Raw genomic sequence first — 25,738 nt, 5'->3', positions numbered from 1 at the left:
ACAAGGGTGTCCGTAATGTCCGCAGCCGCACCGCGCTTCCATCGCCTGGCCGTCAATGACCTCCGCCGCGAGGCGTCCGACGCGGTCTCGATGACCTTCGCCATTCCCGGCGAGTTCGCTCGCGATTACGCCTTCACGCCCGGCCAGTATCTCACGCTCCGCACGATGCTGGATGGCGAAGAGGTGCGCCGCTCCTATTCGATCTGCTCCGGCCCCGACGACGGCGAGATCCGCATCGCCGTGAAGAAGGTCGATGGCGGGGCGTTCTCGAGCTGGGCGGCGGACGAGTTGAAATGCGGCGATGAGCTCGACGTGATGACGCCGACCGGCCGCTTCGGCGTGGTCCCGCCGGCCGATCGCGCGCGCATCCATGTCGGCTTTGCCGCCGGCTCCGGCATCACGCCGATCCTGTCGATCGTGAAGGGTGTGCTTGCCCGCGAGCCGGACAGCCGCTTCTTCCTGTTCTACGGCAACCGTACCACCGACAACATCATGTTCCTCGAAGCGCTCGAGGAGCTGAAGGATCGCTTCATCGATCGCCTCTCGCTCTTCCACGTCATCTCCGGCGAGGAGCAGGACATCCCGATCCTGCATGGCCGTCTCGACGGCGACAAGGTGAGGGTGCTGCTGCGCTCGCTGGTGCCGGCGGGGAGCGTCGATCACGTCTTCATCTGCGGCCCGCTTGGCATGAGCGAGGAGATCGAGGCGACCTGCCGCGATCTCGGCATTGCCGAAGAGCGTATCCACGTCGAGCGCTTCGTCTCTGAGTTCGGCGGCAAGCCGCGGCCGAAGAAAGCCGCTGCGCCGGATGCGCCGCCGAAGGCGATTGCGTCGCTGATCATCGACGGCAAGCGGCGCGACGTGCCCGTCGCAGAGGATGAGGCGATCCTCGATGCCGCGCTGCGTGCCGGGGTCGATTTGCCCTTCGCCTGCAAGGGCGGGATGTGCTCGACCTGCCGTGCCAAGCTGGTCGAGGGCGAGGCGCCGATGGACATCAACTATTCGCTGGAACCGTGGGAGTTGAAGGCCGGCTTCGTCCTGACCTGCCAGGCAAAGCCATCGTCCGAGCGTGTCGTCGTCGATTATGACCATGTCTGATCGGGCAGATCAGACCCCATGAATGCAAATGCGTCGCATTATTTGACAGCTTGAGCCAACCAGCAGAACATCATGTGCGAGCATCTGGCCCGGAGAAGCGCGTGAACGTCAAAGCCGCCCTGTCGCCTGAGGATATTGCCCGCGCCTGCGCTGACGCGATGTGGGCGGAGGACGATGCGTCCAAGGCTCTCGGCATGGAGATCGTGGAGATCGGCCCGGGCTTCGCAACGCTCGCCATGACGGTGCGTCCGGACATGGTCAACGGCCAGCGCATCGCTCATGGCGGGTTCATCTTCACCCTCGCCGACTCCGCCTTCGCGTTCGCCTGCAATTCGCAGAATGAGCGCGTGGTCGCGGCGCAGGGGCAGATCACCTTCATTAAGCCGGGCAAGCTCGGCGACCGTCTCATTGCGACGGCGCGGGAGATCACTCGCGGCGGCCGTTCCGGCATCTACGACGTGCGCGTGACCGCGGGCGACACCGTCATCGCGGAATTCCGCGGACATTCTCGCGTCATTCCCGGCACGTGGCTGCCGGCGCCAGATCAATAAGACCAAGGAAAAGAACAAACCAATGTGGGGAAACGAGGATGGCTCTGACGAGGCTCAAGGAAGGTGCCGGTACCTATAGCGCCGAGATGGACGCACATGAGCGCGCCTCGCGCGACGAGATCATGGCGCTGCAGAAGCAGCGGCTGGCCTGGTCGCTGAAGCACGCCTACGACAACGTCGCGCATTATCGCAAGGCCCTCGACAAGGCCGGCGTGCATCCGTCCGACTTTCGTGAGCTGTCCGATCTCGCAAAGTTTCCGTTCACGGCGAAGACGGACCTGCGCGACAACTATCCTTTCGACATGTTCGCCGTGCCGCGCGAAAAGCTGGTGCGCGTGCATGCCTCGTCCGGCACCACGGGCAAGCCCATCGTCGTCGGCTATACCCAGCGCGATATCGACACCTGGTCGGAGGTGATGGCGCGCTCGATCCGCGCCGCCGGCGGGCGCACTGGGATGATCATCCACAACGCCTACGGCTATGGGCTCTTCACTGGCGGGCTAGGAGTGCACTACGGCGCCGAAAAGCTCGGCTGCACGGTGGTGCCGATCTCCGGCGGCATGACCGAGCGGCAGGTGCAGCTCATCAACGACTTCCGGCCTGACATCATCACGGTGACGCCGAGTTACATGCTGGCGATCCTCGACGAGTTCAAGCGCCAGAAGCTCGACCCGCGCCAGTGCTCGCTCAAGATCGGCATCTTCGGCGCCGAGCCCTGGACCAATGCGATGCGCGGCGAGATCGAGGACGCCTTCGACATGGACGCGACCGATATCTACGGTCTTTCCGAGGTGATCGGCCCCGGCGTCGCGCAGGAATGCATCGAGACCAAGGACGGGCTGCACATCTGGGAGGACCATTTCTACCCCGAGGTGATTGACCCCGAGACCGGCGCGGTGCTTCCGGACGGGGAGAAGGGCGAGCTGGTGTTCACCTCGCTCACCAAGGAAGCCTTTCCGGTGGTCCGCTATCGCACCCGCGATTTGACGCGACTGCTGCCGGGCACGGCGCGGCCCGGCATGCGGCGGATGGAGAAGGTGACCGGCCGCTCCGACGACATGATCATCCTGCGCGGCGTCAACCTGTTTCCGACCCAGATCGAAGAGGTGTTGCTCGCGACCGACTGGTGCGGCGGGCACTTCATCCTGGAACTGACTCGCGAAGGCCGCATGGACGAACTGACCATCATCGCGGAGGCGCGGCCCGAGAGCTGGGATGGCCGGGGTCTGCTCGACCATGCGGACCGGATCTCGACCCACATCAAGAACACGATCGGGATCAGCTCCAGGGTGCAGGTGGTCGCGCCCGCCACGCTGGAACGTTCGCTCGGCAAGGCCAAGAGGCTCTACGACAAGCGGCCCAAGGATTGACTTGACCGCGCCCAGGGGCGACAAGGCCCGCGAGAAATCGCGGGTCTTTCCATGTCGACAGCCGAAGCCAAAACCGTCGAAGCACGCTGTGTGCGCCTTGCCTCAAAGGCTGAAAGCGCCGCCGCGCTTGCGCCAGTCGTGGAGCGCCCGACACTCACGCGCGGTCCGAACGATGTTCTGATCGAGGTGAAAGCCGCAGCCGTCAATCCATCCGACGTCAAGGCCGCGACCGGGCTGATGCCCTATGCCGTGTTCCCCCGAACCCCTGGCCGCGACTACGCCGGCGTGGTGATCGACGGGCCGGCCGAGACAGTCGGCCACGAGGTGTTCGGCTCGTCCGGTGATCTCGGGATCCGCCGCGACGGCAGCCATGCGAGCCATCTCGTCGTCGAGGCCGATGCTGTCGTGGAGAAGCCCAAAACCGTGTCCTGGGAGGAGGCCGCCGGCATCGGCGTGCCCTTCGTTACCGCGATGGAAGGCTTTCGCCGCGCCGGCATTCCGAGGAGCGGCGAGACCGTGCTGGTGATGGGCGTCAATGGCAAGGTCGGCCAGGCCGCAGTGCAGATCGCGACCTGGCAGGGCGCGCGCGTCATCGGCGTGGTGCGCAAGGCGGAAGCCTACGAGGGGCATAGCAGCGCGCCGGTCGAAGTGATCGACGCCTCTGCCATTGACGTTGCTACACGCGTGCGCGAATTGACCGGCGGGAAGGGCGCCGACATCGTCTTCAACACGGTCGGCGATCCCTACTTCCAGGCCGCGCACAAATCACTTGCCCTTCGCGGCCGCCAGATCCTGATCGCCGCGATCGACCGCATCGTGCAGTTCAACATCCTCGAATTCTACCGCGGCCAGCACACCTATGTCGGCATCGACACGCTGGGCCTGCCGTCGGCCGCCACAGGCGCGGTACTGCGCGACCTTGGTCCGGGCTTTGCGAGCGGACATCTGAAGCCGTTTCCGATCAAGGCGAGTGCCGTCTATCCGCTCGAGCGCGCCAAGGAGGCCTATGTCGCCGTCGCCGGCTCCTCGCGCGACCGGGTCATCCTGAAACCGTAACCCACCGTTATTGCGAGCGCAGCGAAGCAATCCAGAAAAGCATCCGCGGAGACAGGCTGGATTGTTTCGCTGCGCTCGCAATGACGCGGAGTGTCGAGAGATCTGAGAACAGCCGATGGAAGTTAGCCAGATCGTCATCCTCGCCGGTCTCGTCATCGGGCTCGTCTACGGTGCTGTCGGCCTGCTCAGCGGCTTCTGCCTGATGAGCAGCATGCGCGGCTTTCTGGCGGAGGGAGACGGGCGGCTGGTGCGGAGCTATGCGCTGGCGATCGCCGTCGCGATCGCTGCGAGCCAGTTCCTTGCCGGCAACGGCATGGTCGATCTCGGCAAGTCGATCTACCTGCAGCAGTCATTCTCGGTGCCTGTGCTCTTCCTCGGCGGCCTGCTGTTCGGCTACGGCATGGTGCTGTCGAACGGTTGCGGCTCGCGGGCGCTGGTCCTGCTCGGCCGCGGCAATCTCCGTTCCTTCGTCGTCGTGATCGTGCTCGCCATTGCCGCACAGATGACGCTGAAGGGCCTGATCGCGCCGGCGCGCATTGCGGTGGTCCAGGCCTCGCAAACGACCGTCAGCGCAAATTCGCTGCCGTCCGTGCTGATGATGCTCGGTCTCACGGAATCGCTTTCGCGCGCGCTTGCCGCCGCCGCGGCGGTCGTCGCGCTGATGCTGTTCGCCTTCGCGCACCCAGCGTTTCGTCGTTCGCCGGGTCAGATCGCGGCAGGTGTCGTCGTCGGCCTGCTCGTCGCCGGCGGCTGGTACGTCACCGGCTGTCTCGGCGCAGACGACTTCAACCCCGTCCCGGTGACCTCGCTCACCTTCATTGCGCCGATCGCGGATACTCTGCAATACGCCATGCTCTCGACCGGTCTGACGCTGAATTTCGGCATCGCGACGGTGGCCGGCGTCTTCGGCGGCAGTCTGGTGACGGCGCTCGCTACGGGCCGGTTCAAGCTCGAAGGCTATTCCTCGCCGCGTCACATGCTGCGCTCAGGCAGCGGCGCGGCGCTGATGGGCATCGGCGGCGTGATGGCGTTCGGCTGCTCGATCGGGCAGGGGCTCACCGGCATCTCGACGCTTGCGCTGGGGTCGTTCGTGGCGCTCGCCGGCATCCTGCTCGGCACGACGGCGGGCCTGCGCGGTGCGCTTCGGGTTCAACCCCTCGCAGTGGCCTGACCGCGCAGCAGTCGGTCGCCGAGCGTCGCAAGGCCGATGCCGCTGACGATCAGTCCGGCCGCGATGGCAAGGCTCGCGTCGATCGGCTCGCCCAGCAGGATCGCGGCACTGGCGATGCCGACGAGCGGCGTCGCGGTGGTCCCGAGCGACGTCGTCAGCGCCGAGATGCTCTTGTTGACCATCGACATCGCCCAATAGGCCAGCACCGTCCCGATCAGGCCCGAATACAGGAACAGCGACACGAGCCGCCATGACCAGTCGACTTGCGGCAGCCCGTCGATGATCATCGCCAGTGTCGACAGCACGGCCGTGGCCACGAGCACCTGCCAGAGCAGGAGCTGGAGCGGGGACGCGATCCAGCGATGCGCGCGGATATAGATGATGTTCGCGGCCCAGGAGATCGCGGCCAGGATGACCATGCCGGCGCCGAGCAAGACGCCTGCATTGGTCCAGTCGATCGAGGACGGATTCAGGATGACGGCAAGCCCGAACAGCCCGAGCAGGGCGCCGGCAAGCTTCGGCGCGGTCAACGTGCCCTGTCCGAGGATGGGCGCGGCGAGTGCGACCCAGAGCGGCGTGGTGTAGCCGAGCACGACGCCCTTGCTCGCGGGCAGGAAGCGCAGGCCCGCCGCGACGAGGATCGAGAACAGCGTCATGTGCAGCAGCGCGACGCTGAGGATGACGGGTATATCGCGCCGTTCCGGGATTACCAGATTCTTGCTCAGTCCGAGGATCACGACGAGGCCGACCAGAGCGATCCAACTCCGGATCGCGGCGGTCCACAGCGGCGAGACAAATTCCACGAGTTGCTTCGTCACCGACCAGTTCACACCCCAGGCCAGCACGACGATGAGAAACAGGCCGACGGCCGCGCGGGGTGAAAGTGAGTTCATCTCGGAGTCCTTGAAGCAGTCCAGTTCGCCGGATAGCATCGCCGCTGGCACCGGAAAAAGCACCAGATCGGAGAATAATGAGATGCCAGTTTCGGAAGAGGTGATCTCCGCCCTGATCGACTTGAAACGGACGGACGACGCCGGGCTGGTGACGCAGCTGACGAGCCAGCTTAGAGACCTGATCGCGAGCGGCCGTCTCGGGAAGGGCCGTACGCTGCCGTCGAGCCGTCGGCTCGCGAGCGATCTCGGCGTCTCCCGCAACACCGTCACTTATGCCTACGAACAGCTTGCCGCCGAGGGATATGTTGCGGCATCGCACGGCCGCCGTCCCGTGGTCACGGTCGATGGTGGCGGAGATCGTCTAGGAGCGGGTGCTGCTGTGGTGCGCGAACGCTCCGGTAAGCCGCGACTGTCGCCCTGGGCCTTGAATCTCAAGCAAACCGACTGGCCGATGTCCTATCAGGCATCACTGAGGCCGTTGCGCCCGGGGCATGGCGATTTCAGAGAGTTTCCGGACGAGGTCTGGGCGCGTTGCTTGCGCCGCAATGCCGTGCGTGCAGCCAGGCGCGAGCTCGGCCCGGTCAACCGGACGCGCCTGCGCAAGGTGCTCGCGGATTATCTGGCGACCAGCCGGGGTGTCCGGGCCGCCGCAGGCCAGATCATGATCCTGCCGAGCGCGCAGGCTGCGTTGACCTTGATTGCCGCGACCATCATCACGCCCGGCGATGAGGTCTGGGTCGAGGATCCCGGTTATCCCGGTGCTGCGGCCGCCTTCCGGGCGTCCGGCGCACGCGTGAGCGGTATCGGACTGGACGAGCAGGGTATGCAACGGATGCCGGGCCTTGCGGCGCCAAAACTGATCTTCATGACGCCCTCGCATCAGCATCCGACGGGGCGGCTGATGTCGCTGGCCCGCCGCGCCGAGTTTCTCAGCCTGAGCAGGCCCGGCAAGACCTGGATCGTGGAGGACGATTACGACGGCGAATTCCACTATGACAGCAGGCCGGTGCCGGCCTTGCAGGGACTCGATGCCCATGGCCGCGTGTTCTATGTCGGCACTTTCTCGAAGGCGATGACGCCGGATATCCGGCTCGGCTATCTCGTGGCGCCGCCGGCACTGGCCAGCACCCTGGAGATCGCGCAGCGGCATATCGGGCTGATCGCTTCGAGTCACATCCAGGAAGCACTCTCCGAGTTCATCGCCGATGGGCATTTCCTCGCACATCTGCGCCGGATGCGCCGGCTCTATCACGCGCGCCGCGATCACCTCGTCGAGGAACTGGAGCGACAGCTCGGCGGGGTGCTCTCGGTCGAAGTGCCTCCTGGAGGCATCCAACTCGTCGCCCGACTCAAGCGCGGGCGCACTGATCAGGCGGCGGCGAAGCGGCTGGTTGCGGCGGGGGTCGAGACGCGCGCCCTGTCGAGCCTGGCGGTTGGCCGGCCCCGCGATCGCGGCCTGCTGCTCGGCTTCGCGGCGTGGCGCGAGAGCGAGATCAGCGCGGCCGTGCGGACGATGGCATCGTGCTTCTAGTGCTGGCGCCTAGTCCACCGCCTTCGTCACGATGCGGATCTCCGACGTCAGCGTCCGGTGCACCGGGCATTTGTCGGCGATCTCCATCAGCTTCTTGCGTTGCTCGGCATCGAGGGCGCCGTCCATCGTGATGTCGCGCTCGATCTGGTCGAGCATGCCGTCGCGGGTCTCGCATTCTTCGCAGTCTTTTGCATAGATCTTGGAATGCTTCAGCGTGACGGTCACGCGCTCGAGCGGCAGTGACTTGCGGTCGGCATAGAGGCGCATGGTCATGGAGGTACAGGCGCCGAGGCCAGCGAGCAGGAAGTCATACGGGCCGGGCCCCGCATCTGCGCCGCCGGCCGCGACCGGCTCGTCGGCCACCAGATGATGCGGCCCGACGGTGATGATCTGGTTGAACTTGCTCTTGCGGGTCTCCTGCACCACGACCTTTCGCGGATCCTCGGGTAGATCCATCGCTTTTGCGGGCTTTGCTGCGTCAATGTAGCGGCTCGCCCAGGCCGCGATGACGTCGGCCGCGTAAAGCGCGTCGGTGGGCTTCGTCAGCAGATGATCGGCATGATCGAGCGAGACGAAGCTCTTGGGATGCTTCGCCGCAACGAAGATCTTCGTCGCATTGTCGATGCCGACGGTGTCGTCGACAGGCGAATGCATCACCAGCAGCGCCTTGTGCAGGCCGGTGACGTCCTTCATCAGCTCGTGCTCGGCGATGTCGTCGAGGAATTCACGCCTGATCCGGAACGGACGTCCCGCGAGCGAGACTTCGACCTCGCCCTCGGTGCGGATCTTGTCGATATGCTCCTTGAACAGACCGGTGACGTGGGCGGGATCGGACGGCGCCGCGATGGCCACGACCGCCCTGGCTTCGGGGATCTGTCCTGCTGCCGCGAGGATCGCGGCACCGCCGAGGCTGTGGCCGATCAGGATCGACGGCGCCTTGCGGATGCTGCGCAGATGATCGGCCGCGCGCACGAGATCGGCGACATTGGAGGAGAACGTCGAATTGGCGAAATCGCCCTCGCTGGAGCCGAGCCCGGTGAAGTCGAACCGCAGCACCGCAATGCCTTTGGCGGCGAGCGCGACCGCGATGCGCTTGGCCGCCAGCGCGTCCTTGCCGCAGGTGAAGCAATGCGCGAACAGCGCGAACGCCGCGGCCTCGCCGTCAGGCAGCTCCAGCGCGGCCGAGAGCTGATGGCCGCCTTCTCCGGTGAATTGAAAGCGTTCGGTCGGCATGGGCTTCCCCCGTCCTTGCTAGAACTTAATCGCCCGAATAGCGTTGTTCGGCCCAGGGATCGCCGCGGTTATGATAGCCGCGGACTTCCCAGAAGCCCGGCGCGTCCTCGGTCAGGAATTCGATGGCCTGGAGCCATTTGGCGCTCTTCCAGAAATACAGATGCGGCACCACCAGCCGCACCGGGCCGCCATGCTGCTCGCTCAGGGGCTGGCCCGACCAGCTATGGGCGAGCAGCGCGTCCTCGGCGGCGAAGTCTTCCAGTGGGAGGTTGGTGGTGTAGCCGTCGTAGGAATGCAACACGACGAAGCGCGCATCCTCGCGCGGCTGACAGGCCGCGAGCAGCTCGCGCGTCGCGAGTCCCTCCCATTCATTGTCGTAGCGCGACCAGGTCGTCACGCAGTGGATATCGGAGGTGAACCGCGCCTGCTTCTGTGCAATGAACTCGTCGAAGGTCCAGAACACGGGGGTTTCGATCGCGCCGTAGACGTCGAGCCGCCAGCGCTCGCGCGAGACCGGCGGTACGACGCCCAGATCGAGCACCGGCCAGTCCTTGGTGAGGTGCTGACCGGGCGGCAGGCGCTGATCTTCCGGACGCGTGATCTTGCCGGTGAGGAACCGGCCCTCGCGCGCCCACTTCTCCTTGGTGCGCGTCAGCTTGCTGTCGGATGGCGTCTCGTCGGTCATGGCCTACTCGTGCCGATGCATTGCGGAGGCGTGCTTGGTATCGCGCATGGTTGAATAGATGATCAGCGACAGGCAGATGATGCCACTGAGATAGAAATAGAACCATTCCTCGTGCCCGATGCTTTTGAAATAGAGCGCGATCGCCGGCGCCGTGCCTCCGAAGATCGAGACCGTGATGGCATAGGGCAGGCCGACGCCGAGGGCGCGGACGTTGGTCGGGAACAATTCAGCCTTCACCACGGCGTTGATCGAGGTGTAGCCAGCCACGAACAGCCAGGCGGCGCAGATCAGGATGAACGCCATGAAGGGCGATTTCGTCTCCTTCAGCGCCATCAGCAGCGGAACGGTCGCGAGCGTGCCGGCGACGCCGAAGAAGATCAGCAGCGGCTTGCGGCCGATCTTGTCGGAGATCGCGCCGTAGATCGGCTGGAGGATGGTCGCGAAAATCAGCGTGCCGAAGATCACGAAGGTGGTCTGGTCCTCGGTCAGCCCGACCGAAAGCTTGACGAAAGTCTGCATGTAGGTGGTGAAAGTGTAGAACGCCGCGGTGCCGCCGGCGGTGAGGCCGACGACCAGCAAGAGCTCGCGCGGATAGCGCAGCAGATTGGTGATCGAGCCGGTCGGCTTCACCACCTTCCTGGCCTCTTCGAAGGCCTCGGTCTCGTGCAGGCCGCGCCGCATCACTGCGGCGAAGATCGCCAGCAGCGCGCCGATCGCGAAGGGGATGCGCCAGCCCCAGGCCTTCAGCTCTTCCGGTGTGAGGAAGACCTTTTGCAGGAGCAGCAGCACGATGATCGCGGTGAGCTGGCCTCCGATCAGCGTGACGTACTGGAAGCTGGAATAGAAGCCGCGATGCTTGGGATCGGCGACTTCGCTGAGATACGTGGCGCTGGCGCCGTATTCGCCGCCGAGGCTCAGGCCCTCGATGACGCGGGCGAGCGCGAGGATCACCGGCGCGGCGAAGCCGATCGTGGCATAGGTCGGCGTCAGCGCGATGATCAGCGAGCCGAAGCACATGAAGACGACGGACAGGGTCAGCGAGATGCGCCGGCCGAAATGGTCGGCGAGATAGCCGAAGAACCAGCCGCCCAGGGGCCGCATCAGGAAGGTCGCCGCGAACACGACGGCGACATTCAATTGCTGCACGACAGGGTCGTTGCCGGGAAAGAAGGCGGGAGCGAAATAGAGCGCGAATGCCGTATAGGCGTAGAAATCGTACCACTCGACGAGGTTGCCGATGGAGCCGATGAAGATCGCCTTGATCCGCCGCTCGGCGTCGGCGACGTCAAAAGTCTCGGAGGCCGGTTGGATTGCTTGCTCTGTCACGTCCGGCCTTCCGCTTCCTTTTGTCTGGGGAAGGCCTACATCGCCTTTCCCAGCAAAAATGGCAACTGTCGGGGGCCTCTCACCGTGCCCTGTGACCAGGTCACGGTGCCTGCCGGATCGAGGCGGAAGTCCGGAATCCGCTTCAGCCATTCCTCCAGCGCAACCTGCATCTCCATTCGCGCAAGGTTGGAACCGACGCACCGATGAATGCCGAGGCCGAAGGCAGCGTGGCGGTTCTCGCGGCGGTCGATCACGACTTTGTCAGCGTTCGGAAACATCTTGGGGTCACGGTTCGCGGCCGGGAAGGACAGCAGCACCATGTTGCCGGGCTTCACCGGACAACCCGAGACCGTGGTTTCCTTGACCACCTCACGCGCCATCGTCACCGGCGAATAGGCGCGCAGCAGCTCCTCGACCGCGGTCGGGATGAGCCCGGGCTCGGCGATCAGCCGCGCGCGGTCGGCCGGCGTCTTCGCAAGATGCCAGAGCGAGGAGCCGATCGCGCTCCATGTGGTGTCGATGCCGGCGATCAGAAGCAGGCGCAGCGAGCCCAGCACATGAGAGTCTTCGAGCGGATTGCCCTCCTTGTCCCGGGCGTTCATCAGATAGGAGATCAGGTCGTCGCTGGGCTTGTTCTTGCGCGTTTCGATGTGGCCGCTGAAATAGGCCGTCATCTCCTGCACGGCCTGGAGCAGCTTGCTCTCGTCCTTGATGCCGAGCTCGAGGATCATGTGAATCCAATTGATGAAAAGGTCGCTGTCGCTCTCGGGAATGCCGAGCATGTGCGCGATCGCCCGAACCGGGATGTATTTGCTGTAGCGTGCGGCGGCGTCGACCTTGCCGTCGGCGATAAACTCGTCGATCAGTTCGTTGCAGATGGCGCGAACCCGCGGTTCGAGCTTCTTCATCGCGTCCGGCGTGAAAGGCGGCAGCAGCAATTGCTTGGCCGGCTTGTGCTCGGGCGGGTCCGAGGTGATCGGCGGCGCCGCGTTCCTGGCGACTTCGGGGCGCACATCGCGGACGATGATGCGGCGTGAGGAGAAGTGCTGGGTGTCGTTGGCGATCTCGCGCACGGCTTCATAGGTCGTCGGCAGGTAGCAGCCGAGGAAGCGTTCCGTGTGCACCACGGGACTCGCGGCGCGCAGCTCGTCCCAGATCGGGAACGGGTCCTCCGTCCATTGCGGATCGGTGTGGTCGAAATCATGGACCCAGTCGGTCACGGGTGGATGGGCGATGGGCTGGTTGACGTCGGTCATGGCAGGGAATCCCTCGGCTCGTGTTCGCTGAAAGCACGCAGGTGGCCGCGCTACTCCTCGGTCACATCGATTGCGATTTCCGGGCAGTTGGCTTTCGCAAGCCAGGCCTTGTCCTCGAGCCCCGGCGGGACGGTGCCGTCGCCGGCTTCGTGCGCATTGCCATATTCGTCGAGCTCGAAAAGCTCCGGCGCGAGGGCCTTGCAGCGGGCGTGGCCCTGGCATTTCTCCGGATCGACGTGAACCCTTAGTCGCTCTGACATTGCGGCTTCCTCGGTCGTGTGCGCGCGGGGCCCGAAGGGCGGCGCGTTCCTCATCTGGGATTGTTCTAAGTTATATCGTATTACATTCGCGGCGGGCTTCCCCTGTCAAGCGCAAACTCATAGGCTTCGACTCAACATGAGTTCACAATTCGCTCGCAAATCAGAGAAGACCTATCACCATGGCGATCTCCGCGACGCCTTGATCAAGGCCGCATTGCGCGAAGCGGAACGGGGCGGCGCCGAGGCGATCAGCATCAAGGCGCTTGCCAGGCAGCTCGGTGTCTCGCAGCCGGCGCCATACCGGCATTTCGCCGACCGCGAGGCGCTGCTCGCGGCGGTCACGGCGGAGGCGTTCCGGCAACTCACAGCGGTTCTGCGCGAGGCGATGGCGGAGCCGTCGAAGCAGTCGAAGCTCTCGCGACTCGCGCAAGCGACGCTCGATTTCGGTTTGCGCCGTAACGGTATCTACCGCTTGATGTTCGCCTCGCGCACCGTGTCCTGCGCGGCCAAGGGCAGCGAGCTGCACGAGGCGACGCGGGAGACCTTTGCGCTCGTGATCGAGGCGCTGGAGGCCCCGGCGGTCGGCTACTTGCGCGAGCGGCAGGCGCTCAAGATCTGGGCCGCGCTGCATGGGGTGGTGATGCTGGCCGAGCAGGGCCTGTTCACCGGCGAGGCGGCGCATGCCACGCGTGAGGAATTGGTCGAGGATTTCGTCAATGAGACGAAGGCTGCGCTCGCGGTCGCGATCAAGGATGCGCGGCGCCGGACAAAGGCCGGCGCCTAAGCCTTGGCCTTCAGCAGCCTCATCAGCTTGTCGACGGCACTGTCCGGCGTCGTCACGACCGGGCGGCCGGTGGCCTCTGCAACCAGCGGCGCAGTCGCGGCGATGCTGAATTGCGCGAGCGCGATGACGTCGCAGTCGCGCAAATCGCGAGATGCTTCCGCGATCAGCCGGTCGTGCGTGGCGCGGTCGCCGCGATCGAGCGCGGCCAGCGCGCCCTCGGCCAGTTTCGGCACGATCTGGACGGAGGCAGGGAACTCGGGCGGCATCGAGGCCAGCGTCGGCGGAAAGCTCGAGAGCAGGCCGATGCGCTCACCCATGGTTACGGCACGTTCGATCATGGCCTCGTTCGGCTTCAGCACCGGCATCGAAGCATGTGCGCGCGCGACCGCCTCGATGCAGGGGCCGAACGCGGAACAAGTGAACAAAATTCCATCCGCCGCCGTCGCCGCTGCGTAATCGCCCAGCGCGAGGAAGCGCTCGGTCATGGCCTCGGTGAGCGCGCCGTCGCGCGCCAGATCCGCAGACAGGCTGTCGTCGAGCAGGTTCATCAGTCGCGCCTCAGGCCACGCCGTCGCGAACGCCGCCTCGATCGGCGTGATGGAGTGCTTGAGGGCGTGGATGAGGGCGATGCGAGGCGGCGTCGTCATCAGGTATATGTCAGTTCTTCACTTTCGGATCGATCGGGGTCGTGCCGCGCAGGTCCAGAATATCCTCCAGCACCTTCGCGCCGGCGATCACCTGTGCGTCGGCCCGCGGTGCGCCGACGACTTGCACGCCGACCGGCAGGCCCGATGCCGTGAAGCCGCACGGCAGCGAGAGCGCGGGACAGCAGGCGAGCGTGATGGCGTAGACGATGCCGAGCCACTCGACGTAATTGTCGAATCTCTTGCCGGCGCATTCGGCGACATAGCGGTGTTCGATCGGGAAGGGCGGCACGATCGTCGTCGGCACCAGCAGGAGATCGTAGGACTTGAAGAACTCGACCGCCCGCGCAGTCATGCCGACGCGCTGCGCCTCGGCGCGCGCGAGCTGATCGACCGTGAGCTTGAGGCCTTCCTCGATGTTCCAGATCACCTCGGGCTTGAGCATGTCGCGCTTGGTGCGCAGCAGGTTGGCCTTGGTGATCGCGAAATCGAACGCGCGCAGCACGTGAAAGCATTCATGCGCCTCGCGCCAGTCCGGATGCGCCTCCTCCACGATCGCGCCGGCCTCCGCGAAGCGCTCCGCGGCCTTGCGCGTGATAGCCTTCACTTCTGGATCGACCGGCGTGATGCCGAGGTCGGGTGAATAGGCGACGCGCTTCGGCTTCTTGCCTGCCTGTGCCGCCGAAAGGAACGAGGTCGTTGGCGCCGGCAGCGACAGCGGATCGTCCGCATAGTCGCCGCTCATGGCGTCCAGCAGCAGCGCGAGATCCTCGACGTTGCGCGCCATCGGGCCGACCACGCCGAGATTGCGATCGATACCTGACTTCGGGGTATGCGCGACGCGGCCGATGCTCGGCCGCATGCCGACGACGCCGCAGAAAGCCGCCGGGTTGCGCAAGGACCCGCCCATGTCGGAGCCCTGCGCGAGCCAGGCCATGCCGGTTGCGAGCGCCACGGCCGCCCCGCCGGAGGAGCCCGCGGCCGATTTCGTCGTATCCCAGGGATTGAGGGTCGCACCGAACACCTCGTTGAAGGTGTTGGCGCCGGCGCCGAATTCCGGCGTGTTGGATTTGGCGTAGACCACCGCGCCGTTCGCCTCGAGGTTCTCGACCATGAGGTCGGACTGCGCGGGGATGTTGTCCTTGAAAATCGGCGAGCCCTGCGTGTTCAACACGCCCGCGACGTCGGTGAGATCCTTGATCGGCACCGGCAGCCCTGCGAGCAGCCCGCGCGCCCCGGCCGGCTTCTGCATCAGCGCCTTGGCGCTATCCCGTGCGCGATCGAAGCACAGTATCGGCAGCGCGTTCACCTTGCCGTCGACCTCACCGATGCGCTTCTCCAGCACATCCAGGAGCTCGAGTGGCGAGACGTCGCCGGAGCGTAGCTTGTCGACGACGGCGCATGCGGTTTCGCGGATCAGGTCTTGAGACAATTAGTTTACTCCTACCTCTTGATTGTCATTCCGGGGGCGGCCGAAGGGCGAACCCGGAATCTCGAGGTTCCGGGTTCGATGCTTTGCATCGTCCCGGAACGACGTGAGCAATTAACCCCACCCGGCGCTGATGCCGCCGTCGACCGTGTAGATCACGCCCGACGTGTAGCCAGAGCGATCCGACGCCAGGAACGCCATGAGGTCGCCGATCTCGCGCGCATGCGCTGGCCGGCCGAGCGGCAGGCTCTTCTGGAATTCCTTGTAGCGGCTCTCGTCGCCGAACTGGTGCTTGGCCCGCGTCTTGAGCAGGGTGACGTGGCGATCGGTGCCGACGGGACCGGGATTGATGCCGACGACGCGGATGTTGTCGGCGAGGCTCTTGCCGCCGAGCGCGCGCGTGAACGCCATCAGCGCGGCGTTGCCGGCGCTGCCGCAAATGTAGTTGGCGTCGAATTTTTCGCCGGCCGCGCCGATGTCATTGACGATGACGCCGCCGCCCTTCGCCTTCATCTGCGCATAGATATGCCGCGTCAGGTTGATGTAGCCGAACACTTTCAATTCCCAGGCGTGCCGCCAGGCCGCCTCGTCGATCTTGTCGATCGAGCCGCCGGGGATATCGCCGGCATTGTTGACGAGCACGTCGATGTCGGCGGCTTCTTTCGCCAGCCGCGCCACGTCCTCCTCCTTGCGCAGATCGACGATGCTCGTTGCGGCGTCGATCTGGTGTGCGGAGCGCAGCCGGTCGGCCAGCGCCTTCAGCGCCTCGCCACTGCGGGCGGCGAGCAGGAGATGCGCGCCTTCCTCGGCAAACGCCTCGGCGGCGGCTGCGCCAATGCCCTTGGACGCGCCGGTGATCAGGACGCGCTTGCCACGCAGATGCAGATCCATGGGAGTACTCGCAGGATAGGAACAGGATCAAACCAGTAGGCGCTCGGCCGCGCCATGGTCAACATTGCAGTGCAGCGTTGCACCATCAGCGACTTTGGTCCATTGCAGTGCGGTCAAAACGCGGCGGCTGCCGGACCAACCAAGGACGTTCTCGATGAGCAAGAAACAATACCGGATCGCGGTCATTCCCGGCGACGGCATCGGCAAGGAAGTCATGCCGGAGGGCCTGCGCGTTCTGGAGGCTGCGGCGAAGAAGCACGACGTCTCCGTGCATTTCGACCATTTCGACTTCTCGTCTTACGACTATTACGAGAAGCACGGCCAGATGATGCCTGATGACTGGAAGGAGAAGATCGGCAAGCACGATGCGATCTATTTCGGCGCGGTCGGCTGGCCGGCCAAGATCCCGGATCACGTCTCGCTGTGGGGCTCGCTGATCAAGTTCCGCCGCGAGTTCGACCAGTACGTGAACCTTCGCCCGGTGCGCCTGATGCCCGGCGTGCCGTCGCCGCTGGCGGGCCGCAAGCCCGGCGATATCGACTTCTGGGTGGTGCGCGAGAACACGGAAGGAGAATATTCCTCCGTCGGCGGCCGCATGTTCCCCGATACCGACCGCGAGTTCGTGACACAGCAGACGGTGATGACCCGCATCGGCGTCGACCGTATCCTGAAGTTCGCCTTCGAACTCGCGCAGTCGCGGCCGAAGAAGCACCTGACCTCGGCGACCAAGTCCAACGGCATCTCGATCACCATGCCCTATTGGGATGAGCGCGTGGAGGCGATGGCCAAGAAGTTTCCGGGCGTGAAGTGGGACAAGTACCACATCGACATCCTGACGGCGAACTTCGTGCTGCATCCGGATTGGTTCGACGTCGTGGTCGGCTCGAACCTGTTCGGCGACATCCTCTCCGATCTCGGGCCGGCCTGCACCGGCACGATCGGCATTGCTCCGTCCGGCAACATCAACCCCGAGGGCGATTTCCCCTCGGTGTTCGAGCCGGTGCACGGCTCGGCGCCCGATATCGCAGGCCAGGGCATCGCCAATCCGATCGGCATGATCTGGTCGGGCGCCATGATGTTCGAGCATCTCGGCGAGAAGGAAGCAGGAAAATCGATCGTCGACGCAATCGAGCGCACGCTGGCCGAACGCACGTTGCGGACGAAGGATCTCGGCGGCAATGCCGATACCACGGCCTGCGGCAAGGCGGTTGCGGATATGGTGGATTGACGGGCGACTTTCCCTCTCCCCTTGTGGGCTAAGGCGTGCACAGAATTTTCTTGCCTTGAGTGAATCGAGTCTGATTCTTTGTAATGCGGTTAAGAAGGATAACCGCATTGAAGGCAGGAATGGATTGGTCGGTCGGCCGTTTTGGAGACGTTCGACTGGCCAAAAAGGGGCGCTGTTGTTGCGGCGCGCCGTCGAACGCGTGACGATGAATCTGCGAGCAGCGGCCGATGGCCGCGCCGAATGGGTCGGCTTCAGCCGGTGGCTGAACAATCCGAGCGTAACGGTGGACGAGATCGTCGGGCATGGCGCAGAGGTGCTGTCGAAGCAGTGTGCAGGCCTGCATGTGCTTGCGATCCAGGACACGACGGAACTGAACTACGCGAGGCATGCGGGCCGGGTCCGCGGCCTTGGCCCTTCCGGGAACGGGATTGACCCAGGCCTGTTTGTGCATCCGGTGTTGGCCGTTGACGCCGGGAGCGGAGCCTTGCTCGGGCTCGCTGGGATGCAGATTTGGACGCGCCAGGGGCCTGCGTCGCCCGATTACCAGAGCCAGCCAATCGAAGAGAAGGAGTCCTATCGTTGGATAAAGAGCGCGGCCGACGCCAAGAGTGCGCTTGCTGCTGCGGCGATGGTCACGGTGGTTGGCGACCGTGAGAGCGACATTTACGAGGAATTTGACCGGATTCCTGACGCACGGACCCATTTGCTTACACGTGCCTGTCGCGATCGCGCCCTGGTGGGCGGCGGAAAGCTGTTTGATATTGCCGAAAGTTGGCCGGTCCAGCATAGCTTCGACTTGGAGGTTCGGGCACAGCCCGGCCGTGCGGCACGAACGGCCAAGATCGCACTGCGCTTTGGCGGGGTGACCATCAAGCGCCCGGCCAACTGCAGCGACCGGAAAGCTGCGCGTCAATTGACGTTGCGCTTGGTTGAAGTGAAGGAACTGGATCCCGTTATCGGGGAGTCGATCCACTGGCGCCTTCTCACCACTCATACGGTGACGACCGTGAAGCAGGCGCTGCAGATCGTTGATTGGTACCGTCAGCGCTGGCACATCGAGCAGTTGTTCCGCACCAGTAAAAGCCAAGGCCTCGACATCGAGAGCAGCCAAGTCGAGGCGGCTGAGGCATTGTTCAAGCTCGCTGCCATCGCGATGACGGCAGCTACCAAGATCATGCAGCTCGTCCTCGCCCGTGATGGCACGGTCGACCGCCCCGCCACCGACGTGGTGCCTCCGGACCAACTGCCGATCCTCGAAATCTTGCAGGTCCAGCTCGAAGGCAGGACTGACAAGCAAAAGAACCCTCACTCCAAGCACTCTGTCGCATGGCTCGCATGGATCATCGCTCGCCTCGGAGGATGGACCGGCTACGCCTCGGAGCGGCCACCAGGTCCCATCACTATGCGCAGAGGGTGGCACCGCTTCAAGCAAATGTCAGCCGGTTGGAGGCTCCGAGATATGTGCACGCCTTAGCTTTGTGGGAGAGGGTGGCTCGCCGCACAGCGGCGAGACGGGTGAGGGGTGTCTCTCCGCGAGCACCTTCACATGTGAGTTTGCCGAAGCAACCCCTCATCCGGCGCCATAGCCGAAGCTTCGCTTCGGCGTTGTAAATAACGGCGGCCGAAGGTCGCGCCACCTTCTCCCACAAGGGGAGAAGGAAGGAGCGCATTGCGCGCCGAGCGGTTCAGCCCACGATCTTCTCGATCGCCGCCTGGTCCAGTCCGAACTTCTTCCCGGCCTCGAGAATCTCCTGCCAGGTGGTCGGGTCGACCGGAATGCCTTCGGCGAGGCGCTTCTTCTTGGTCTCGCGCTCTGGCTCGCCCGCGATCTTGACCTTGTCAACGCCGGGGCCGGGCGGCGAGGCCGTGTGCCAGGCCACGAAGCTCTCGACTTCGCGCGCGAGGTTCTCGCCGGTGCCGAGCTTGCCCGGGTCGATGACGATCGAGAGCATGCCGTTGAGGACGTTGTGCTTGCCGTCGGACGGGCCCTTGACCACCTGCCCGCCTGAGAGCGCGCCGCCGAGGATTTCGCACACCAGCGCGAGCCCCGAGCCCTTATGCTCGCCGAACGGCAGGATGGCGCCGTACGGCGGGATCACGGTGTAGCGCGGATTGACGGTGGGTTTGCCTTCATTGTCGATGATGGTACCGGGCTCGAGCTCGACGCCCTTGTTGTGGGCCACGCGGGTCTTGCCTTGTGCGATCCTGCTGGTGGCGAAGTCGAGCACGATCGGCTCCTTGCCCCTGCGCGGGATGCCGACGCAGAACGGGTTGGTGCCGTGGCGAGCATCGCTGCCGCCCCAGGGCGCCACGATCGGCCGCGAGATCACGTTGACGAAATGGATCGAGACCAGCCCATGGTCGATGCACTGCTCGGCCCAGTGACCGATGCGGCCGATGTGATGCGCGTTGGAAAGGCCGACGAGGCACACGCCGTTGCGCTTGGCGCGCTCGGCCGCCAGCTCCATCGCTTCATGGCCGATCACCTGGCCATAGCCCGTGAGGCCGTCGAGGGTGAGAAGCGGACCGGTGTCGAGCACGATCTTGACGTGCTGGTTCACGGCGAGGCCGCCATTGGTGACGCTCTGGACATAGCGCGGGATCATGCCGACGCCGTGCGAATCGTGTCCCTTGAGATTGGCCTCGACAAGGTTGGTCGAGACGAGCTCGGCCTCGCGGTCCGAGGAGCCGCCGGCCTTGACGATGGCGCGGACGACGTTGGTGAGCGGCTCAGCCCTGATGGTGCGATAGTCGGCCATTGTTGTTGCTCTTATCCCTTCACGATCCGGCGGCAGTGGACCCAGGCCGCTTCAATCAGGTTCTCGCTCGCCTCCGGCGTGCGGAAGGCCGAATGCGCCGACAGCGTCACGTTCGGCAGTTTCGTCAGCGGATGATCGCCGGGCAGCGGCTCCGTGTTGAAAACGTCGAGGCCGGCATGGCGGATGTGGCCGGACTTCAGCGCGTCGATCATGGCGGCTTCGTCGACGATCGCAGCGCGGGCAGTGTTGACGAGGATGACACCACGTTTCATCGCGAAGATCTTGTCGCGCGTGATCATGCCGCGGGTTTCGTCGTTGAGCAGCAGATGCAGCGACACGACGTCGCTCTTCGCCAGCACCGTATCGAGATCGGTGAATTCGACACAGGGATAGCTCTTCGGCGAGCGGTTCCAGGCGATCACCTTCATGCCGCTTCCCGTGGCGATGCGCGCGACCTCGGCGGCAATGCCGCCGAACCCAATCAGGCCGAGCGTCTTGCCGGTGAGCTGCATGCCGTCCTCGCGCAGCCAGTTGCCGGCCCGCATCTCGCGGTCCATCATCGCGATGACGCGGGCGGAGGCCCACATCAGTGCGATCGCGCATTCGGCCACTGCCGTGTCGCCATATCCCTTGATCAGATGCACGGAGATGCCGAGCTCGGCGAGCTCCTCCGGGTTCATGTAGCTGCGCGCGCCGGTGCCGAGGAACACGACGTGCTTCAGCCCCGTGCATTTCCTCGCCACTTCGGTGGGAAGCGCGGTGTGGTCCACGATCGCGATCTCGGCGCCGTCGAGGATTTCCGGGTATTGCTCGGGCTTGATGTCGGGGTCCCTGTGGATCCGCACCTTGGGATCGCCGGGTTTCTCCAGCCGCTCCATGATCACGGCGAGGGCCTCATTGGCGTCGACGAAAACTCCGCGCATGGCTCTCTCCGATCAGGACGCGACGCCGGCAATCGCCAGCACGGTGTGCATGAGCACGTTGGCGCCAGCAGCGCAGTCGGTCTGCGTGGCGTCCTCCAGCTCGTTGTGGCTGATGCCGTCCTTGCAGGGGACGAACACCATTGCCGCCGGCATGACGGTGTTGAGGTTGCAGGCGTCGTGGCCCGCGCCGGAGGTGATGCGGCGAGAGGAGTAGCCCAGCGTCTTCGCGGCGTTCTCGACCGCCGCGATCAGCTTCGGATCGAAATGCGTCGGCGGCTTGCGCCAGACGAGATCGATCTTGACCTCGACCTTGCGTCGCGCGGCGATCTCGGCAATGGCGGCGCGCAGGTCGCGGTCGAGCGCATCCATGATGGCGCCATCGGCACTGCGGCAGTCCATGGTGAAGGCGATCTCGCCGGGAATGACGTTACGCGAGGGATTGGCGATCATGGCCTCGCCGATGGTGCCGACGGCGTTCGGTCCGTGCTTCTTCGCAATCGACTCCATCGCCAGCACGATTTCGGACAAGGTCGCCAGCGCATCGCGCCGCAGCGGCATCGGCGTGGAGCCCGCATGGCTCTCGAACCCGGAAATCTTGCCGTCATACCAGAGCACGCCCTGGCCGGAATCGACCACGCCGATGGTCTTGGCTTCCGCTTCCAGAATGGGACCCTGCTCGATGTGCAGTTCGACGAAGCATCCGAGCTTCTGGAAGCCGACCGGCTTGTCGCCGCGATAGCCGATGCCGTCGAGCGCCTGACCGACGGTGATGCCTTCGGCGTCTTTGCGCGACAGAATGTCGTCGGTGGTGAAGTCGCCGACATAGGCGGCGGAGGCCATCATCGCAGGTGCGAAGCGCGAGCCTTCCTCGTTGGTCCAGTTGACGACGCAGATCGGAGCCTCGGTCTCGATGCCGGCGTCGTTCAGCGTCCGGATCACCTCCAGCGCGCCGAGCGTCCCCAGGATGCCGTCATATTTGCCGCCGGTCGGCTGGGTATCGAGATGCGAGCCGATGCCGACGGGCAGCTTCGACATGTCGCGGCCCTTGCGCAGGCCGAACTGTGATCCGAGCGCGTCGACGTGGACGTCCAGTCCAGCATCCTCGCAGGCCTTGCGGAACCAGTCGCGCACCTGCTTGTCTTCCGGGCTCAGTGTCAGCCGCCGCACGCCGCCCTTGGCGGTCGCGCCGAACTGTGCGGTCTCGTGGATGGAGCCCCAGAGGCGGGCAGAATCGATTTGCAGATTGGTGGCGGCTCGGCTCATGCGGTCAGTCTCTCAGTTGTCATTCCGGGGCGCTCGAAGAGCCGAACCCGGAATCTCGAGATTCCGGGTCTGGTGCTGCGCACCATCCCGGAATGACGTTGAAGGTTGTCCGGCGCTTTTTCAATGACGCGCCTGCGCGGGCGCGTCAACCGCGAGGCTGCTCTGCGCAATCTGCCTTGCCAGCTCGGCGACGCGCTCCACGGCGACGACGTCGGGCGAGGCGAGCCAGCTCGCCGTGAAGGTCAGCGGCGCGATGGCGAGATCGGTGTCGAGCAGTTGCAGCCGTCCGTCGGCGAGCTCGTTCTCGACGATGGCGTCGGGGATCACGGCGATGCCGAGTCCCTCGACCGCCATGTGGATGACGGTCGCCAGCGAGGCAGAGGCATGCAGGCGGATCGGCGGCAGCTCCGGCCGGTCGAACACCTCGCGCACGACCTCGTAAGGCTTGGTCTTGCGCGGGAAGGTGATGATCGGAAACCGCGCGAGCTCCGCCGGCGTCACCGGCCCCTTGCCGAGCCCGAGCGAGGGACTTGCGAGGAATCCGATCGGATAATCGGCGAGCACACGGTTGTGCACACCGGAGGCGGACAACGGCCCGACGACGAAGGCGAGCTCGATTTCCTGCGCGAGCAGGCGCGCGGTGAGGTTCGGCGTGATGTCGACCTCGATCTCCAGCGACAGGTTCGGATAGACCTGGTTCACGCTTTTCACGAGACGAGGCAGCCAGGTGTGCACGATGGTCTCGGCGACACCGAGGCGCATCACGCCGCGCATCGCCGACCGGTCGCCGATCTCCGCCATCATCGCGGCACGCAGACCGATCAGCTTTTCGGCGTAGACCATCATCTGCCGGCCGCTCGGTGTCGGCGAGGCGATGCGATGATCGCGATTCAGGAGCTTCACGCCCATCTCGCGCTCGAGCTGTGCAATGCGCTGCGAGATCGCCGGCTGGGTGGTGTTGAGCCGCTGTGCGGCGCCACGGAAGCTGCCGAGCTTCACAACCCAGAGGAACGTCTCGATCGACCTGAAGTCCAGCATTGGAAGGATGTTCCCGATCGATAAATTGGATTTATCGATATTGATTAGAAACGACGATTAGACTTTATAGCACGCTTGGTGTTGGCTTGTCTTTGTCGAGTTTATAGGCAGGTCGATCACATGACTGTTTTGGTGGCAGCGCAGCAAACTGAAACGCCCGACGCCCTTCCGAGCCGCAAGGCCCGGCTCGCCTATCGCGAGGGGCTGGTCGCCTCCACCGCCGGCGTCGCTCCGGGGTTTGTCCAGGGCAATCTGGCGATCCTGCCGGCGGACTATGCCGGCGCCTTTCACCGTTTCTGCCAGCTCAATCCCAAGCCGTGCCCGATCATCGGCATGTCCGACGTCGGCAGCCCGCACATCCCGTCCCTCGGCGCCGATCTCGACATCCGCACCGACGTGCCGGGCTACCGCGTCTGGCGCGACGGCGAGGTCGTGGACGAGCCGACCGACGTGAAGAGCTATTGGCGCGACGACCTCGTCACCTTCGTGCTCGGCTGCTCGTTCTCGTTCGAGGAGGCGCTGCTCGAGGAGGGCATGCCGATCCGCCACATCGAAAAGAACGTGCGCGTGCCGATGTACCGCACCAACATCGCCTGCGGCGAGGCCGGGCCGTTCGCCGGTCCGATGGTCGTGTCGATGCGCCCGTTCAAGCCGGCCGATGCGATCCGCGCGGTGCAGATCACCTCGCGCTATCCCGCCGTGCACGGCGCACCCGTGCATCTCGGCCATCCGCATCTGATCGGCATCAAGGACATTGCCAAGCCCGACTACGGCGATCCGGTACCGGTCGCCGCCGACGAGATTCCGGTGTTCTGGGCCTGCGGGGTGACGCCGCAATCGGTGATCAACGCCGCGAAACTCCCGTTCGCGATCACGCATTCGCCCGGCCTCATGCTGGTGACGGATCTGAAGAACAGAAACATGGCCGTGATTTAGTAGGCAGCGCCTGCTGCTTCTTCAGGCTTTACCGCATCCATCAATCGCTTCATTCGATCAGCCGAAATTCAGTAACAGGGGACTTTGCCATGACGATCACTCGCCGCGACGTGTTGTTGGGAGCCACCGCCACTGCCGCTCTCGTGCCGCTGGCAGCGCGTGCACAGACCTCGGAAGTCGTGATCGGCGTGATCTATCCGTTCTCCGGCGGCAGCGCGCAGCAGGGCGTCGACGCGCAGAAAGCCTATGAGACTGCGCTCGAAGTCATCAACAGGGACACCGCTTTCGACCTGCCGCTGGCGAAAGGCGAAGGCCTGCCGGGCCTCGGCGGCGCGAAGATCCGTCTCGTGTTCGCCGATCACCAGGCCGATCCGCAGAAGGGCCGCGCCGAGGCCGAGCGCCTGATCACGCAGGAGAAGGTCTGTGCCATCATCGGCACCTACCAGAGCGCCGTCGCCGTCACCGTCAGCCAGATCTGCGAACGCTATCAGGTCCCGTTCGTGTCCGCCGACAATTCCTCGCCCAGCTTGCATCGCCGCGGCCTGAAATATTACTTCCGCGCCGCGCCGCATGACGAGATGTACTCGGCCGCGATGTTCGACTTCTTCGATGCCATGAAGAAGAAGGGCACCAAGATCGAGACGCTGTCGCTGTTCCACGAGGACACTATCTTCGGCACCGACTCCGGCAATGCCCAGACCAAGATCGCCGGCGAGCGCGGCTACAAGATCGTCACCGACATCAAGTATCGCGCCAACTCGCCCTCGCTCTCGGCCGAGGTGCAGCAGCTCAAGACCGCCAATGCCGACGTGCTGATGCCGTCGAGCTACACCACCGACGGCATTCTCCTGGTCAAGACCATGGCCGAGCTTGGCTACAAGCCGAATGCGATCGTGGCGCAGGACGCCGGCTTCTCCGAGAAGGCGCTCTATGATGCCGTCGGCGACAAGCTCGAAGGCGTGATCTCGCGCGGCACCTTCTCGCTCGACCTCGCGCAGAAGCGTCCGATGGTCGGCAAGATCAACGACATGTTCAAGGCGAAGTCGGGCAAGGATTTCAACGATCTCACCTCGCGCCAGTTCATGGGCCTGATCATTCTCGCCGACGCCATCAACCGCGCCAAGTCGACCGACGGCGAGAAGATCCGCGACGCGCTTGCCGCGACCGACATCCCGGGCGATCAGACCATCATGCCCTGGAAGCGCGTCAAGTTCGACGAGATGGGCCAAAACAACGACGCCGACCCGGTGCTGCTGCAATATGTCGGCGGCAAGTTCGTCACCATCTTCCCGCCGCAGGCCGCGATCGCCGAGGCGATCTGGCCGATGAAGTAAGAGTGGGAAGCGGGAGCTCAGATGTAGCTCCCGCCCTCATCCTGAGGAGCGGGCGTAGCCCGCGTCTCGAAGGACGAGG

Annotated in this window: 24 protein-coding genes; 11 read left to right on the top strand and 13 right to left on the bottom strand. The window is 64.7% G+C overall.

From position 1 onward, the window contains the following. Positions 1-15 precede the first annotated feature (15 nt). The 5 genes from paaE to IVB23_RS09100 all read left to right on the top strand — a co-directional run bounded on the left by paaE (position 16) and on the right by IVB23_RS09100 (position 5,246). Positions 16-1,098 (top strand): 1,2-phenylacetyl-CoA epoxidase subunit PaaE, encoded by a 1,083-nt coding sequence (gene paaE / locus IVB23_RS09120; RefSeq protein WP_247803285.1) that lies wholly within the window; start codon positions 16-18, stop codon positions 1,096-1,098. A 101-nt stretch (positions 1,099-1,199) separates the two neighbouring features. After that, positions 1,200-1,649, top strand: coding sequence for a hydroxyphenylacetyl-CoA thioesterase PaaI (paaI, locus tag IVB23_RS09115; RefSeq protein WP_247803284.1), 450 nt, complete (start codon positions 1,200-1,202; stop codon positions 1,647-1,649). A gap of 38 nt (positions 1,650-1,687) precedes the next feature. Continuing rightward, positions 1,688-3,019: a phenylacetate--CoA ligase PaaK gene (gene paaK / locus IVB23_RS09110; RefSeq protein ID WP_247803283.1), complete on the top strand. Its 1,332-nt coding sequence runs from the start codon at positions 1,688-1,690 to the stop codon at positions 3,017-3,019. 51 nt (positions 3,020-3,070) lie between these two features. After that, positions 3,071-4,075, top strand: a complete 1,005-nt coding sequence (locus IVB23_RS09105; RefSeq protein WP_247803282.1) for a zinc-binding alcohol dehydrogenase family protein — start codon at positions 3,071-3,073, stop codon at positions 4,073-4,075. 115 nt (positions 4,076-4,190) lie between these two features. Continuing rightward, positions 4,191-5,246 carry a YeeE/YedE family protein gene (locus IVB23_RS09100; RefSeq protein WP_247803281.1) on the top strand — a complete coding sequence of 352 codons (1,056 nt, stop codon included), beginning with the start codon at positions 4,191-4,193 and terminating at the stop codon, positions 5,244-5,246. On the opposite strand, the gene IVB23_RS09095 is transcribed toward IVB23_RS09100, so the two are convergent. Then, positions 5,225-6,139 carry a DMT family transporter gene (locus IVB23_RS09095; protein ID WP_131867030.1) on the bottom strand — a complete coding sequence of 305 codons (915 nt, stop codon included), beginning with the start codon at positions 6,137-6,139 and terminating at the stop codon, positions 5,225-5,227. The genes IVB23_RS09100 and IVB23_RS09095 overlap by 22 nt on opposite strands. 82 nt (positions 6,140-6,221) lie before the next feature. On the opposite strand from IVB23_RS09095, the gene IVB23_RS09090 reads away from it, so the two are divergent. Next, positions 6,222-7,670: a PLP-dependent aminotransferase family protein gene (locus IVB23_RS09090; protein ID WP_247803280.1), complete on the top strand. Its 1,449-nt coding sequence runs from the start codon at positions 6,222-6,224 to the stop codon at positions 7,668-7,670. 9 nt (positions 7,671-7,679) lie between these two features. Here IVB23_RS09090 and IVB23_RS09085 read toward each other — a convergent pair whose 3' ends face one another. The 5 genes from IVB23_RS09085 to IVB23_RS09065 are packed head-to-tail and all read right to left on the bottom strand — an operon-like array spanning position 7,680 to position 12,430. Continuing rightward, positions 7,680-8,903, bottom strand: a complete 1,224-nt coding sequence (locus IVB23_RS09085) for an alpha/beta fold hydrolase (protein WP_247803279.1) — start codon at positions 8,901-8,903, stop codon at positions 7,680-7,682. 25 nt (positions 8,904-8,928) lie between these two features. After that, positions 8,929-9,588, bottom strand: coding sequence for a sulfite oxidase-like oxidoreductase (locus tag IVB23_RS09080; RefSeq protein ID WP_247803278.1), 660 nt, complete (start codon positions 9,586-9,588; stop codon positions 8,929-8,931). A gap of 3 nt (positions 9,589-9,591) precedes the next feature. Further along, the gene (locus tag IVB23_RS09075) at positions 9,592-10,914 is read right to left on the bottom strand and encodes an MFS transporter (protein ID WP_247803277.1); all 1,323 of its coding nucleotides are present in this window, start codon (positions 10,912-10,914) and stop codon (positions 9,592-9,594) included. A 35-nt stretch (positions 10,915-10,949) separates the two neighbouring features. Further along, positions 10,950-12,170 (bottom strand): cytochrome P450, encoded by a 1,221-nt coding sequence (locus tag IVB23_RS09070; RefSeq protein ID WP_247803276.1) that lies wholly within the window; start codon positions 12,168-12,170, stop codon positions 10,950-10,952. Positions 12,171-12,220: 50 nt separating this feature from the next. Further along, positions 12,221-12,430 carry a ferredoxin gene (locus IVB23_RS09065; RefSeq protein WP_197967088.1) on the bottom strand — a complete coding sequence of 70 codons (210 nt, stop codon included), beginning with the start codon at positions 12,428-12,430 and terminating at the stop codon, positions 12,221-12,223. Positions 12,431-12,566: 136 nt separating this feature from the next. On the opposite strand from IVB23_RS09065, the gene IVB23_RS09060 reads away from it, so the two are divergent. Then, on the top strand, positions 12,567-13,214 hold the full coding sequence (locus IVB23_RS09060; protein ID WP_247803275.1) for a TetR/AcrR family transcriptional regulator: 648 nt from the start codon (positions 12,567-12,569) through the stop codon (positions 13,212-13,214). Here the strand turns inward: IVB23_RS09060 and IVB23_RS09055 are convergent. The 3 genes from IVB23_RS09055 to IVB23_RS09045 form a co-directional block, all read right to left on the bottom strand. Next, positions 13,211-13,861 (bottom strand): arylsulfatase, encoded by a 651-nt coding sequence (locus IVB23_RS09055; RefSeq protein WP_061878161.1) that lies wholly within the window; start codon positions 13,859-13,861, stop codon positions 13,211-13,213. The two genes, IVB23_RS09060 and IVB23_RS09055, sit on opposite strands and share 4 nt — an antisense overlap. A gap of 10 nt (positions 13,862-13,871) precedes the next feature. After that, positions 13,872-15,290 (bottom strand): amidase family protein, encoded by a 1,419-nt coding sequence (locus tag IVB23_RS09050; RefSeq protein ID WP_247803274.1) that lies wholly within the window; start codon positions 15,288-15,290, stop codon positions 13,872-13,874. Positions 15,291-15,401: 111 nt separating this feature from the next. Continuing rightward, complete coding sequence (locus tag IVB23_RS09045) at positions 15,402-16,178, bottom strand: SDR family oxidoreductase (protein ID WP_061878159.1); 777 nt, start codon at positions 16,176-16,178, stop codon at positions 15,402-15,404. A 154-nt stretch (positions 16,179-16,332) separates the two neighbouring features. Here IVB23_RS09045 and IVB23_RS09040 point away from each other — a divergent pair, with 154 nt between their 5' ends. Beyond that, positions 16,333-17,406 (top strand): tartrate dehydrogenase, encoded by a 1,074-nt coding sequence (locus tag IVB23_RS09040; protein ID WP_061878158.1) that lies wholly within the window; start codon positions 16,333-16,335, stop codon positions 17,404-17,406. Positions 17,407-17,461: 55 nt separating this feature from the next. After that, positions 17,462-18,880 carry an IS4 family transposase gene (locus IVB23_RS09035; RefSeq protein WP_247803273.1) on the top strand — a complete coding sequence of 473 codons (1,419 nt, stop codon included), beginning with the start codon at positions 17,462-17,464 and terminating at the stop codon, positions 18,878-18,880. Between the two features lie 211 nt (positions 18,881-19,091). Here IVB23_RS09035 and IVB23_RS09030 read toward each other — a convergent pair whose 3' ends face one another. The 4 genes from IVB23_RS09030 to IVB23_RS09015 form a co-directional block, all read right to left on the bottom strand. Further along, positions 19,092-20,165 carry a malate/lactate/ureidoglycolate dehydrogenase gene (locus IVB23_RS09030; RefSeq protein WP_247803272.1) on the bottom strand — a complete coding sequence of 358 codons (1,074 nt, stop codon included), beginning with the start codon at positions 20,163-20,165 and terminating at the stop codon, positions 19,092-19,094. 11 nt (positions 20,166-20,176) lie between these two features. Continuing rightward, on the bottom strand, positions 20,177-21,088 hold the full coding sequence (locus IVB23_RS09025) for an NAD(P)-dependent oxidoreductase (protein ID WP_247803271.1): 912 nt from the start codon (positions 21,086-21,088) through the stop codon (positions 20,177-20,179). Between the two features lie 12 nt (positions 21,089-21,100). Beyond that, positions 21,101-22,351: a Zn-dependent hydrolase gene (locus IVB23_RS09020; protein WP_247803270.1), complete on the bottom strand. Its 1,251-nt coding sequence runs from the start codon at positions 22,349-22,351 to the stop codon at positions 21,101-21,103. Positions 22,352-22,471: 120 nt separating this feature from the next. Next, the gene (locus IVB23_RS09015) at positions 22,472-23,389 is read right to left on the bottom strand and encodes a LysR family transcriptional regulator (RefSeq protein WP_061878154.1); all 918 of its coding nucleotides are present in this window, start codon (positions 23,387-23,389) and stop codon (positions 22,472-22,474) included. A gap of 120 nt (positions 23,390-23,509) precedes the next feature. On the opposite strand from IVB23_RS09015, the gene IVB23_RS09010 reads away from it, so the two are divergent. Both IVB23_RS09010 and IVB23_RS09005 read left to right on the top strand, forming a co-directional pair. Beyond that, on the top strand, positions 23,510-24,325 hold the full coding sequence (locus tag IVB23_RS09010; RefSeq protein ID WP_247803269.1) for a putative hydro-lyase: 816 nt from the start codon (positions 23,510-23,512) through the stop codon (positions 24,323-24,325). Positions 24,326-24,414: 89 nt separating this feature from the next. Then, on the top strand, positions 24,415-25,659 hold the full coding sequence (locus IVB23_RS09005; protein WP_247803268.1) for an ABC transporter substrate-binding protein: 1,245 nt from the start codon (positions 24,415-24,417) through the stop codon (positions 25,657-25,659). Positions 25,660-25,738: the final 79 nt, after the last annotated feature.

Source organism: Bradyrhizobium sp. 191 (genome assembly GCF_023100985.1).
Classification (GTDB): Bacteria; Pseudomonadota; Alphaproteobacteria; order Rhizobiales; family Xanthobacteraceae; genus Bradyrhizobium; species Bradyrhizobium diversitatis.
The sequence above is the reverse complement of the archived record's forward strand: the minus strand, read 5'-3'. Positions and strand labels throughout refer to the sequence as shown.